We start from the raw sequence: 12,274 nt of genomic DNA, 5'->3' as shown, positions 1-12,274 counted from the left end.
CGGTTGGGCGGCGCCTTGCTCTAGAGGAGGACGCATGAGCGCACCCGAGAACACCATCGACATCCTGCTGCTGGGTAGCGGCGGTCGCGAGCACGCCCTGGCTGCCAAGCTCGCCGAGTCCCCGCGCTGCGGCACGCTCTACATCGCCCCGGGCAACGGCGGCACGCTCGAGTTGGGCGAGAACGTCGCCCTCGACGCCGAGGATCCGTCTGCGGTTGCGGATTTTGCCCGTGAGACCGGCTGCGGCCTGGTTGTAATCGGCCCCGAGGCCCCGCTCGTGAAGGGCGTGGCCGACGCCGTGCGCGAGGCCGGTATCCCGTGCTTTGGCCCGGGTGCCGCGGGCGCGCAGCTCGAGGGTTCCAAGCGTTTCTCCAAGGAACTCATGGCCCGTGCCGGCATTCCCACCGCAGCCTACGGTTCCTTCGCCGACGAGGAGTCCGCCCTCGCTTACGTTCGCGAGCAGGGCGCCCCCGTGGTTGTGAAGGCCGATGGCCTGGCCGCTGGTAAGGGCGTTGTGGTGGCCCTTACTCTCGACGAGGCCCTGCAGGCCGTGCACGAGTGCTTTGACGGTGCGTTTGGCGCTGCGGGCAGCACCGTGGTGATTGAGGAGATGCTGACCGGTCCTGAGTGCACGCTGCTCGCCTTCACGGACGGCAAGACCGTCCGCCCCATGGCGACCTCCCAGGACCACAAGCGCGCCCTCGAGGGCGACCTCGGTCCCAACACGGGTGGCATGGGCGTGTACAGCCCCGTGCCGATTGTCACGGACGAGGAGCACGCAGAGATGTGCCGCATCCTGGACGAGACCATCGCCGCCGCCAATCGCGAAGGCATCGATTTCCGCGGCTGCCTGTACGGCGGCTTCATGCTCACGCCTGAGGGCCCCAAGGTCATCGAGTACAACGCCCGTTTTGGCGACCCCGAGACCGAGGTGCTGATGCCTCGCCTGAAGAGCGACCTGGTCGAGGTTATGCTCGCCTGCGCCGAGCAGCGTCTGGACGAGGTCGAGCTTGAGTGGTGCGACGAGTGGGCCGTGTCCGTGGTACTTACGAGCGCCGGTTACCCGGGTTCGTATGAGAAGGGCAAGGTCATTACCGGTGTCGAGGATGCTGCGGCCATGGAGAACGTGACCGTGTACCACGCCGGCACCGCCGTGAACGAGGAGGGCGAGCTCGTCACCTCCGGCGGCCGCGTGCTCGACGTGACTGCGCTCGGCGAGACCTTCGAGGCCGCTCGCGACCTGGCATACGCCGCGTGCGAGAAGATCGCCTTTGAGGGCAAGACCCTTCGCCGTGATATCGGCCTGCGCGCCCTTCGCGGCCGCGACGCTTGGGACGCGTAAAACGCGGTTGCTCCGCGCCCGCGCAGAGGTTTCACGCGCCGACGCCGGGGACTGTGCGAATGCTGGTTTAGAGGGTAGGAATGTCGAAAAACGCTTGGATTTTCCGGCGGGTTTTTGGCATTCCTACCCCATATTTCAACGCGCATGTATGCGCGGGCAGGGAGAGAGCCATGGATAACGAGGAATTCGAGGCCGAGGTCATCGAGAACGAGCGACCCGCAGGGGAGGCCGAGGTCATTGAGGGGGAGCAGCCGGTCGAGGAGGTCGAGCAGGCCCTCGTCTTGGGTGACGACGATCCGCGCGACGCCGGGCTTCACGAGCACATCATCTCGGAAGAGCAGGCATGGCACGGCAAGTTCCTCGATGTGCGCAGCGCGCAGGTCGAGCTGCCGAATGGCCGCGTGACTAGCCGCGACCTGGTGCGCCACCCCGGCGCAGCCGCCGTGGTCGCGCTGACGGAGACGGGCAAGATCGTCCTCGTGCGTCAGTACCGCACCGCGATCGACCGCGTGACCGTGGAGATTCCCGCGGGCAAGCTCGATCCGGGCGAGGACCCGCTCGATTGCGCCAAGCGCGAGCTGCTCGAGGAGACCGGGTTCTCCGCTGGCCGCATCCAGTACCTCACCACCATCGCCACGACTCCCGGTTTTTGCGACGAGGTCATCCATATCTACATGGCGACGGGTCTCACCTTCAGCGGCGCGAATCCCGACGACGATGAGTTTGTGAATGTGGATCTGGTGCCGTTGGCCGAGCTGATCGATGCGGTGCTCGACGGCAAGATCGAGGATGCCAAGACCGTTGTGGGAGCGCTTGCCTGCGATGCGATCTCGCATAGGCTCTAATTCGTCCCGCCGGCCCCGAGAGGGGTCAAGGGTTTGGGCTGGTCCTCGTTCCTGCGGAATCGCCCAAACCCTTGACCCCTCTCGGGGCCTACCTCACATGAGCCGATATGCTCGCAAATGAATTCTGTTGCAGGAAAGATGCCTATGTTTAAACGCTTCATTTCGTATTACGGGCCCGAGAAGGGGCTGTTTATCGCCGACACGGTCTGCGCGTTGACGTATGCGGGGATCGACCTGGCGTTTCCGATTATCCTGCGCGCGCTGACGGGTGGGTTGTTCACCGAGGGCGCTGCGGCCATCATGGACGGGCTTCTGTTCCTGGGGCTCGGGCTCGTGGGGCTCTATATCGTCCGTACGGCATGCATTTATTTCGTCTCCGCACAGGGGCACATCATGGGTGCTCGCATGGAGTCGCGCATGCGCGAGGACCTGTTCGACCAGTACGAGCGCTTCAGCTTCGCCTACTTTGACGCCCATAACTCGGGCGACATGATGAGCCGCGTGGTCAACGACCTCTTCGACATTTGCGAGGGTGCGCATCACCTGCCTGAATGGATCATCATCTGCGGCATCAAGATCATCGGCGCCCTGGCCATCCTCTTCACCATCTCGCCTGAGCTCGCGGGCGCTCTCACGCTGGTCACGGTTGTGTTCGTGGCGCTTATGGTTCAACAGAACCTGCACATGCGCAGCGTGTTTGCCGATAACCGCACCAAGATCTCCGAGGTGAATTCGCAGCTTCAGGACTCCCTGGCGGGTATGCGCGTGGTGAAGTCCTTTGCGAACGAGGAGACAGAGCGTGCGAAGTTCCGCGTGGCGAACGGCCGATACCTCGATTCGAAGGTCGCGCAGTACAAGGTGATGGGCAGTTATCAGGCGACCAGCGCCGTCATGACGGCGATGCACTACATCACTATCGTGCTCTTCGGCGGTTACCTGGTGGCGCAAGGTCAGATGACGGCCGTCGATATGGCCACGTTCGCCCTGTACATCAGCTTGTTCACCGGGCCCATCGAGACGCTCGTGAACTCAACGGAGATGTTCCAAAAGGCCATTGCGGGATTTCGCCGTATGGACGAGGTGCTTGCCACCGCGCCCGACATTCAAGACAAGCCCGGCGCACGCGCGCTCGAGGTGACGGAGGGCGCGATCGAGTACCGCGACGTGTGCTTCTCCTACGAGCAGGGCGAGGCGGCCGAGGCGGGTGCCGAGGTGCATCCGGTGATCGACCACATGAACCTCTCCATCAAACCTGGCGAGACGATCGCGCTGGTGGGTCCCTCCGGTGGCGGCAAGTCGACGACCTGTGCGCTGCTTCCGCGCTTCTACGATGTCGCGAGCGGTTCGATTACCATCGACGGCCAGGATGTGCGCGATGTCACGCAGCACAGCCTGCGCAGCGCGATCGGTCTGGTGCAGCAGGATGTTTACCTGTTCGACGGCACCCTGCGCGACAACATCGCCTACGGCCGTCCAGGGGCCATGAACGCCGAGATCGAAGACGCCGCCCGCAAGGCGAACATCCACGACTTCATTGCGAGCTTGCCCGAAGGCTACGATACCGTGGTGGGCGAGCGCGGCAGCCGCCTGTCCGGTGGACAGAAGCAGCGCGTGGCGATCGCCCGCGTCTTCCTCAAGGATCCGGCGATCTTGATCCTGGACGAGGCCACCTCGGCGCTGGACAACGAGAGCGAGGAGGCGGTGCAGGAATCGCTCGAGCGCCTCGCCGCCGACCGCACCACGATCATCATCGCCCACAGGCTCTCAACCATCAAAAACGCCGACGAGATCGCGACGGTGGAGCGTGGTCGCGTTGTGGAGCGCGGCACCCATGAAGAGCTTCTCGCTCGTGGCGGCACGTATGCTCGGTACTATCGAATGCAGTTCGAGGGCGCGCGAGCGCGTGACGTGAGGTAGGCGATGGGCAAAAAGCACAAAATGACACCGGAAGAGGCGCGCGATCTGTTCGCCGAGCTCGACGCGTCGGGCGTGCTCGACCCCGACGATGCCCCCGGGTGCGAACAGTTCTCTCGCGGCATCTTTGGCAGCCGAAGGGCGAAGAAGAGGGCGGCGAAGAAAGAGGCGCAGCGCGCCGCGATCGACCCGCTTTCCGATGATGACCCCTCGGGCTCGCAGGTGAGCAAGACCATCTCTCGCACGGCCGTGCTGGTGATCATGGGCGTGTTCGTGTTCGTTCTCGGCATGCAGATCGTCTACGGTGTGAGTCGCCGCCTCAACACCGCCAACCTGTCCGACCGCGCGAACGCCGAGACGGTGTCGCACGCGATGGACTCCGGCGTGGAGTGGGGCAACGGTTTCACGCAGTTCCCGCGTGAGTTCACGGTGAACGAGGCGAGCGAGAAGACGGGGACGATCGAGGTTTCCGTGGTCGACAGCGATTCGCGCAACGAGCTCGAGCTCCTGTCCAACTCGCAGATCCAGGCCTCAGCTTTGGCGACGAACGCCCTGCTCAACGAGAAGATCAATCGAGTGGTCTACAACGTGTACGCCCTTGTGGACGATAACGGCGCGTTCCAGCACGACAGCCTGTTCGGCTTCTTGCCGGCGCGCGGGGCCCGTCGAGCGATGCTCACTTTCGTATGGACCAAGACGCAGTCCGCCACGCCGTCCAACATCGATTGGGAGCTCAAGATCATCGGCATGGATGACGATCTTGCCGAGGCGATTCAAAAGCAGGTGAACTCGGTGAGCTCGCTGGCCGAAGACCCGGGCGCCACGCAGGCCGAGATCGACGAGGACCTGCGGATGCGTGAAGAGGAGGCCGCACTGTTCTCTGAATAGCCGGGCTGCCGCACAGATTATGAGAAAGGGCATCGACTCGAGGTCGATGCCCTTTTGCGTTCGGGGAAATGGAAAGGCCGCGCACCCCGTGTGGCTTAAGCCAGCAGTGCGGCAACCTTGCCGAGCGTGGGCTCGAAGGATACGCCGCGCATCTCGAAATCAGGCTGCTCGCGGGTGATGCGCATGGCGTCGCGCACGAGCTCGCCGGCAAAATCAACCGCTTCGCGCGTGGTGCGGCCGGTGTAGATCGCAGCGGTGAGGGCGCTGGCGAACAGGTCGCCCGTGCCGTGCAACATGTAGGGGAGCAGCTCGCTGGAGACCTCCTCGACCTGGCCACCTTCGGCGGCGCTGGCGAGGTAGTTGCGGATGATGGGCTCATCACCGTGGACGATGCCCTTGATGACGACCGTCTTTGCACCCATGTCGAGGAGGGCATTGGCATTCTTCTGGACGAATTCGACGGAGACGTCCTGGCCCTCGTAGGGGATGCCGGTGAGGATGAAGGCCTCGGTGAGGTTGGGAGTGAGCACGTCGGCGCCGTCGACGAGGGCTGCCATGGCCTCGCACAGCTCGTCGGTGTAGGTGGGATACTTCACGCCGCCGTCGCCCATGACGGGATCGACGATGCGAAGGGCGTTGGGATATTCGCGATAGAGGCGCTGGATGACGGCGACCTGTTCGGCCGAACCGAGGAAGCCGGAATACACGCCGTCGAGATCGACGTTCTCCTCACGCCAAGCGTCGAGGTAAGCCTCGAGCATGCAAGTGGTGTCGTGCATGTGGAAGACGGGGAATTTGGTGTGGGCGCTGAAGAGGGCCGTGGGAACGGGGCAGACATCCACGCCGGCGGCGCTGAGGACGGGTATCGCCACGCCGAGGGAGCATTTGCCGTAGCCGCACATGTCGTGGACGGCCGCGACGCGCGGGATGTACGCGCCTTCGCGCTGATAAAGCTTGGTCATGATTCGGTTTCCTTTCCGCGGACTTATGGACCAGCGTACGGGTACAGGGTAGCACCGGTTGCGGCGTATGCGATCGCGCAATTGGAGACGGGCGCAAATTGCGCCCGTGTGCAGACGCGGGGCCGCTGGCGGTGCCTGGCGCCGGCGAATCGGTAGGCAAAATGTTGCAATTGGTGCCTGTCCCCAATTGAGACTTTCTAACCCCTCGCCGAATAATCCTGAGATGAGACGGGAATTTGGTCGCGAAGGCCGTTCGAGGGCGTATTATGCAGGTGCGGCGCGCTCGTACGCTGACGGCGCTCCCGCACCGTAATCAACATCGGGAAGGGTTTCACCATGGCAGATGTGCACGAGCTTCTCTCCGTTTGGATCGAGAATGTGAAAGATGAGGAGCTCCTTGCGGAGCTCAAGGCCATGAAGGAGGCGGGCGACGAGGAGGCGATCACCGACGCGTTCTTCCAGGAGCTCGCGTTCGGCACCGCTGGTCTGCGCGGCACGCTCGGCGCCGGCACCAACCGCATGAACATTTACACTGTCGGTCGCGCTACGCAGGGCTTCGCCGATTACCTGGTAAAGCACTTCGAGAGCCCCACCGTGGCCATTGCGCGCGACAGTCGCAACAACGGCGAGCTGTTCGTCAAGACCACTGCGGCGATCCTGGCTGCCAACGGCGTGACCTCGTACGTGTATCCCAAGATCTCTCCCGTGCCTACGCTCTCGTGGGCCACGCGCTACCTCGAGTGCTCCGGCGGTATCTGCATGACCGCGAGCCACAATCCGGCCGCCTATAACGGCTACAAGGCATACGGCCCGGATGGCTGCCAGATCACGAGCGAGGCGGCCGACGCCATCTCCGCGGCCATGAACGCCTGCGACCCGTTCCGCGACGTCAAGACCATGGATTTCGATGAGGCTGTGGAGCAGGGCCTGGTCAAGTGGATCGGCGACGAGGTCCTCGACGCCTATTACGACGCCGTGGCCGATAAGTCGGTGAACAACCTCACCGACGAGCAGATCGCCAACGCTCCGCTCAAGCTCGTCTACACCCCGCTCAACGGTACCGGCCTGATCCCGGTCACTACCGTCCTCAACAAGGTGGGCGTGACCGACATCACCGTGGTTCCCGAGCAGCGCGACCCGGACGGCGACTTCCCGACCTGCCCGTATCCCAACCCCGAGATCCGCGAGGCCATGCAGAAGGGCATCGACCTGTGCCAGGAGGTCAAGCCCGACCTGCTGCTCGCGACCGACCCGGATGCCGACCGCGTGGGCGTTGCCTGCGCCGACGGCGACGATTACACGCAGCTGACCGGTAACGAGATGGGCGTTCTGCTGCTCGACTACATCTGCAAGATGCGCGCCCAGCGCGGGGAGGACCTGTCCCGTAAGGTTGCCGTCACCACCATTGTGTCCTCCGCCATGGTGGATGCCCTGGCCGAGGAGTACGGGTTCGAACTGCGTCGCTGCCTCACGGGCTTCAAGTACATCGGCGATATCATCACCGGTCTGTCCGACGCCGGCGAGGTCGACCGCTTCATCTTTGGCTTTGAGGAGAGCTACGGCTATCTCTCCGGCGACCACGTGCGCGACAAGGACGCCGTCAACGCCTCCATGCTCATCTGCCAGATGGCTCAGTACTACAAGCTGCAGGGCAAGAACCTGGTCCAGGCCATGCGTGCCCTGTACGAGAAGCACGGCTTCTATCACAACAAGACCGTCTCGCTGAGCTACCCCGGCGCCGATGGTGCCGCCAAGATGGCCGGCATCATGGCCGGTCTGCGCGCCGAGGCCCCTGCCGAGATCGCCGGCGCCAAGGTCGAGGCCGTGGTGGATTACGCCACATGCGTGAATGGTCTGCCCAAGGCCGACGTTATCGAGTTCGATCTTGAGGGCGGGAACAAGGCCATCGTGCGTCCTTCCGGCACCGAGCCCAAGATCAAGCTGTACATCTTTGCCAAGGGCGAGGACGCGGCTGCCGCTGATGCGCTCATCGACGCCATCGAGGAGGATGGCCGCAAGCTGCTGTCCTAGCGTTCCAGCATCAATTTGGGGACAGTCCTTAAATTGAGGTCCACGGAGCAAGGCAGCCGTGTGTAATTAGGGGCGGGTGTGTTTTGCATGTCCCCCGAGGCCGAAGGCGGGCCGCTCGCAGATGCGGGCGGCCCGTTTTTTTGAAGTTCTGCTGCGATCGAGGGCAGGATGGGGGCTCGAGGTGCGTGGGGCGCGAGCTCGATGAGGTTTTTCGTATTGATTTTGCGATTCGGTGAGTAGCCGGGGCGAATTGCAATAAAAAGCGCAAGTCGAGTTTGGTCGAAATGCCCCCGTACTCATGAAAACTCAAAATGGATACGAAAAACCTCATCGAACTTGTCCTGCGACGCGGTCATTCGCCTTGCGACGCGGTTGGGTCGGCTGGGAGGAGCTTTGGCGCCTGATGATATGAGTGGGTCGACGGGTGGAGGACCGTTATTCAGGGACGGTCCGTTACCGCGTGGAGCTGATGAGGCGCGCTTTGCGGACGCAAGTGGGAATGCGTTCGCTGAGCAGGGCGATGTCTTCGGCGGTAGCGTTGCTTGCGAGGGAAAGACGCAGGGCGCCGCGTGCCGTCGTGGCATCGATGCCCATTGCGGTGAGGACGTGCGACGGTTCGGTGGAGCCGGTTGAGCAGGCCGAGCCCGTGGCGGCCGCAACGCCTGCTCGGTCAAGCAAGACCACGAGCAGTTCGCCATCGACGTCGTCGCATGTGAAGGATGCAATTGAAGGAAGGCGGCCGTCGAGACCTGCGGCGATGGGCGCGCCGGTGAGGCGGATGCCGTCGACGTGCTCCAAGAGATGGTCGATGAGCGCGTCGCGCAAGGTGGAAATGCGTGTCATGTCGGCCGCGAGGTGCTCGCACGCCTCCTCAAGCGCCGTTGCCATGCCGACGATGCCGGCGAGGTTCTCGGTGCCCGCCCGCTCGCCGCGCTCCTGGGCGCCGCCGGCGATGAGCGGCGGGATGGAAAAGCCCTCGCGCAGGTACAGGGTGCCAATGCCGCGCGGCCCATGAAACTTGTGGCCGGAGAGCGAGAGCGCGTCGACGTCGAGGTCCTGCACGTCGACGGGGATGTGTCCCACGGCCTGCACCGCGTCGGTGTGGATGGGCGCACCGTGCGCGTGCGCGATCTGGGCGAGCTCGGCGATGGGCTCGATGGTGCCGACCTCGTTGTTGGCGAGCATGATGGAGACGAGCGCCGCAGGGGCGTTCGTGCCGGCTGCCGCTTCGCGCGCGTCATGTTCTTCAAGTGCGCGTTCAAGCTCGGAGGGGTGAACGCGGCCCTGCGCGTCGACCGGCAGATATGTGACGCGAACGCCTTCGGCCTCAAGGGCCTGACAACAGTGCAGGATGGCGTGGTGCTCGATTGCGCTGGTCAAGATGTGGGGGACGGCACGTTCGCCATATGCGTCGCGGAAGCGGCGCACGGCTCCGCGCAGGATCCAGTTGTCGGATTCCGAGCCGCCACTGGTGAAGTAAATCTCGCCGGCATGCTCGGCGCCAAGGAGGCGGGCCATGGTGCCGCGTGCCTCTCCGAGCGCGACGGCGGCTTCGCGCGCCATGCGGTGGATTCCGCTCGGGTTGCCGAACGAGCGGGTGAGATGGGGCGTCATGGCTTCGAGCGCGCGAGGCGAGAGCGGCGTGGTGGCCGCGTTGTCGGCATAGATGTAGGGCATGATGTCGGTCATGGGCGAGGGTCGAATCTCTTAGCGCAGAACGAAGAACCAGAACAGGGCGAGGGCGATCGCGGCAACGATCATGATCCCGAGGGCGATCTTGATTCGCCTGCGCTGGCGGTCCTGGCGGGAGGTGAAGATGGCGCGTCCTTTTTTGGGCGTTGAGATGTAGTTGCGTCTCGGGGAGATATTGCCGCCACCTTCGTACGTGCGGACCTGCAGCGTTGGGCTGGCGACCGGGATGCGCGAGGGCGATTGGCCCGAGGGGATGCCGTTTTGGGCGGAGCCCCCGCTGCCGTACGAAACCTTGCGCACGGGGACGCGCGCTTTGCGGTCCGATGTGGGTGCGTTGGGGTTGTCCACAGGCGGCAGGTAGGTCGGGTCGCTCGTGGCGACCCCCATGTGCTTGCGCGTCCCTCCGATGACGGGGCGCGGCTGGGATGTCTGCTCGTCCATGAACACCTCGTTGAATAGCGGGTTCGATAACGCAATTGTATGGTCAACGTCTGCCTTGCGCGCCTGGCTTTACGCCGAAGCGCGCCCTTTTCATTACTCCACCATGCCCGGTCAAGTCTCAATTTAGGGAGAGACCCTATTTGGGGCCGCTCGCGGCGGCACGGTGCGTCGGGGACCTCAATTTGGGGACTGTCCCTGAATTGAGTTCCCCGGGCTGAGACCGGGGTGTGTTTCTTTGCAAAGCCGTGTCGATTCAGCGTGTACATTTGGTACGCACGATGCGCGCGTATAATTTTCACCGTATGGCCGTGTATGGCAACCAAGAGGGGAACTCGCATGTCTTTTGACGCCGATCTGTCCGAATTCACCGCGTTCGATTCCGACACCGACCATCCGCATGACGAGTGCGGCGTGTTCGGCGTTTGGGCGCCCGACCGCGACGTCGCTCGACTGACCTACTTCGGCCTGCGCGCGCTGCAGCACCGTGGTCAGGAGTCCGCCGGCATCGCCGTGGGCGACGGCGGCACCGTCATGGTCCGCAAGGACCTCGGCCTGGTGAGCCGTGTGTTCTCCAACGCCGACATCAACGCCCTCAAGGGCCAGCTGGCCATCGGCCACGTGCGTTACGGCACCGCTGGCGCCAAGAGCTGGGAGGCCTCCCAGCCCCACCTTTCCACCATCGGCGAGGTCATCGTGGCCCTCGCCCACAACGGCACCCTGGTGAATACCGATGAGCTGCGTCGCCAGCTGATCGAGCTCGGCGTACCCTTCAACTCGAGCTCCGATTCCGAGGTCGCCCTCAAGCTCATCAGCTACTTCACCCAGGAGACGCATCATCTGCGCGAGGGCATTCGCAAGACGATGGAGCTTATCCGCGGTGGTTACGCCATGGCGCTCATCAATGAGGAGGCGCTGTACGCCTTCCGCGATCCGCACGGCGTCCGTCCGCTCGTGCTCGGCCGCTTGACCGACGACGAGGGCGTGGCCGCCGCCGATGCCGCCGCGGCTGCCTCCGCCATGCCCAGCGACGCCGCCTCCGCCGAGGACCTCGTGGGCGACGCAGTCGTGGCCTCCACCGCCGGCTGGGTTGTTGCCTCCGAGACCTGTGCGCTCGACATTGTCGGCGCCGAGTATGTGCGCGATATCCGCCCTGGCGAGATCCTGCGCATCAGCGCCGAGGGCCTCGTGTCCGAGCAGGGCGTGCCCGCCGCCGAGAAGAGCGCGCACTGCATCTTCGAGCAGGTCTACTTTGCCCGTCCCGACTCCATCGTGGACGGCAAGTCCATCTACGCCTGCCGTTACGACATGGGTCGCAAGCTGGCGCTCGAGTGCCCGGTCGAGGCCGACATGGTCATCGGTACGCCCGACTCCGGCCTGCCTTCGGCCGAGGGCTACGCTTTTGAGAGCGGCATTCCCTACGGCACCGGCCTCATCAAGAACCGCTACGTGGCCCGTACCTTCATCGAGCCCACGCAGGAGCTGCGCGCCATGGGCGTGCGTCTCAAGCTCAACCCGCTCAAGGATGTGATCGAGGGCAAGCGCATCGTGGTCGTGGACGACTCCATCGTTCGCGGCACCACTATGGTCCAGCTCGTGCGCATGCTGCGTCAGGCCGGCGCCAAGGAGATTCACATCCGCATCAACTGCCCGGAGGATGTCTGGCCGTGCTTCTACGGCGTGGACACCGGCGAGCAGAGTCAGCTCATCTCCGCGACCAAATCCGTCGAGGAGGTTTGCGAGTTCATCGGCGCCGACACGCTTGCGTTCCTGTCCGTGGATGCGCTGCTCGAGTGCGTTCCCAAGGGCGGCTACTGCACCGCGTGCTTCACCGGCGAGTATCCGGTTGCGATTCCGGAGAGCTTCGGCCGTGACAAGTTCATCGAGGGCTATGCCCCGCGCAACCTCAGCAAGCTCGAGCCCATCACCGGTCGCTGCGTTGTCGACAAGGCCGAGGACCGTAGCTGGGAAGAGGCTCACGGCGAGTAACCGCGTTCCAACGTGCGATTTATCCGCCCTCGGCGCTTCGGCGCCGGGGGCGTTTTTCGTGCCGGGGTGGCGGGGTGGTGCTGCATCGGCGTCTCAATTGGTACCTGTCCCCAAATGAGACGTTGGCCCTGCTATCATGCTGTACTAGGAATTCCCTGGGTCGAAAGGAACCT

Annotated in this window: 9 protein-coding genes; 6 read left to right on the top strand and 3 right to left on the bottom strand. The window is 64.0% G+C overall.

The window, feature by feature from the left end:
• Nucleotides 1-34 precede the first annotated feature (34 nt).
• The 4 genes from purD to COLINT_RS05525 all read left to right on the top strand — a co-directional run bounded on the left by purD (nucleotide 35) and on the right by COLINT_RS05525 (nucleotide 4,989).
• Nucleotides 35-1,342, top strand: a complete 1,308-nt coding sequence (gene purD, locus COLINT_RS05540) for a phosphoribosylamine--glycine ligase (RefSeq protein ID WP_006723453.1) — start codon at nucleotides 35-37, stop codon at nucleotides 1,340-1,342.
• Between the two features lie 170 nt (nucleotides 1,343-1,512).
• Nucleotides 1,513-2,187, top strand: a complete 675-nt coding sequence (locus COLINT_RS05535; RefSeq protein ID WP_006723452.1) for an NUDIX domain-containing protein — start codon at nucleotides 1,513-1,515, stop codon at nucleotides 2,185-2,187.
• 144 nt (nucleotides 2,188-2,331) lie between these two features.
• Entirely contained in the window at nucleotides 2,332-4,104 is a 1,773-nt protein-coding gene (locus COLINT_RS05530) for an ABC transporter ATP-binding protein (RefSeq protein WP_039910389.1), read from the top strand.
• A gap of 3 nt (nucleotides 4,105-4,107) precedes the next feature.
• On the top strand, nucleotides 4,108-4,989 hold the full coding sequence (locus COLINT_RS05525; RefSeq protein ID WP_006723450.1) for a hypothetical protein: 882 nt from the start codon (nucleotides 4,108-4,110) through the stop codon (nucleotides 4,987-4,989).
• Between the two features lie 95 nt (nucleotides 4,990-5,084).
• Here the strand turns inward: COLINT_RS05525 and COLINT_RS05520 are convergent, their stop codons facing one another.
• A complete protein-coding gene (locus tag COLINT_RS05520) occupies nucleotides 5,085-5,951 on the bottom strand; it encodes a PfkB family carbohydrate kinase (RefSeq protein ID WP_006723449.1) in 867 nt (288 codons plus the stop codon).
• Between the two features lie 336 nt (nucleotides 5,952-6,287).
• On the opposite strand from COLINT_RS05520, the gene COLINT_RS05515 reads away from it, so the two are divergent.
• Nucleotides 6,288-7,982: a phospho-sugar mutase gene (locus COLINT_RS05515; protein WP_006723443.1), complete on the top strand. Its 1,695-nt coding sequence runs from the start codon at nucleotides 6,288-6,290 to the stop codon at nucleotides 7,980-7,982.
• Nucleotides 7,983-8,435: 453 nt separating this feature from the next.
• On the opposite strand, the gene COLINT_RS05510 is transcribed toward COLINT_RS05515, so the two are convergent.
• Nucleotides 8,436-9,671 carry a cysteine desulfurase family protein gene (locus COLINT_RS05510; RefSeq protein ID WP_006723441.1) on the bottom strand — a complete coding sequence of 412 codons (1,236 nt, stop codon included), beginning with the start codon at nucleotides 9,669-9,671 and terminating at the stop codon, nucleotides 8,436-8,438.
• A gap of 18 nt (nucleotides 9,672-9,689) precedes the next feature.
• On the bottom strand, nucleotides 9,690-10,115 hold the full coding sequence (locus COLINT_RS05505; protein ID WP_006723440.1) for a hypothetical protein: 426 nt from the start codon (nucleotides 10,113-10,115) through the stop codon (nucleotides 9,690-9,692).
• Nucleotides 10,116-10,451: 336 nt separating this feature from the next.
• Between COLINT_RS05505 and COLINT_RS05500 the strand changes: the two genes are divergently transcribed.
• Nucleotides 10,452-12,101, top strand: a complete 1,650-nt coding sequence (locus COLINT_RS05500) for an amidophosphoribosyltransferase (protein ID WP_039910388.1) — start codon at nucleotides 10,452-10,454, stop codon at nucleotides 12,099-12,101.
• Nucleotides 12,102-12,274: the final 173 nt, after the last annotated feature.

The organism is Collinsella intestinalis DSM 13280 (assembly GCF_000156175.1).
In the GTDB taxonomy this organism is placed as follows: domain Bacteria; phylum Actinomycetota; class Coriobacteriia; order Coriobacteriales; family Coriobacteriaceae; genus Collinsella; species Collinsella intestinalis.
This window is presented reverse-complemented; position numbering and strand designations above follow the sequence as displayed.

Bases quoted from the DNA above. Each gene is read 5' to 3' on its own strand.
- purD (WP_006723453.1), top strand. From the start codon at position 35: ATGAGCGCACCCGAGAACACCATCGACATCCTGCTGCTGGGTAGCGGC.
- COLINT_RS05535 (WP_006723452.1), top strand. From the start codon at position 1,513: ATGGATAACGAGGAATTCGAGGCCGAGGTCATCGAGAACGAGCGACCC.
- COLINT_RS05530 (WP_039910389.1), top strand. From the start codon at position 2,332: ATGTTTAAACGCTTCATTTCGTATTACGGGCCCGAGAAGGGGCTGTTT.
- COLINT_RS05525 (WP_006723450.1), top strand. From the start codon at position 4,108: ATGGGCAAAAAGCACAAAATGACACCGGAAGAGGCGCGCGATCTGTTC.
- COLINT_RS05520 (WP_006723449.1), bottom strand. From the start codon at position 5,951: ATGACCAAGCTTTATCAGCGCGAAGGCGCGTACATCCCGCGCGTCGCG.
- COLINT_RS05515 (WP_006723443.1), top strand. From the start codon at position 6,288: ATGGCAGATGTGCACGAGCTTCTCTCCGTTTGGATCGAGAATGTGAAA.
- COLINT_RS05510 (WP_006723441.1), bottom strand. From the start codon at position 9,671: ATGACCGACATCATGCCCTACATCTATGCCGACAACGCGGCCACCACG.
- COLINT_RS05505 (WP_006723440.1), bottom strand. From the start codon at position 10,115: ATGGACGAGCAGACATCCCAGCCGCGCCCCGTCATCGGAGGGACGCGC.
- COLINT_RS05500 (WP_039910388.1), top strand. From the start codon at position 10,452: ATGTCTTTTGACGCCGATCTGTCCGAATTCACCGCGTTCGATTCCGAC.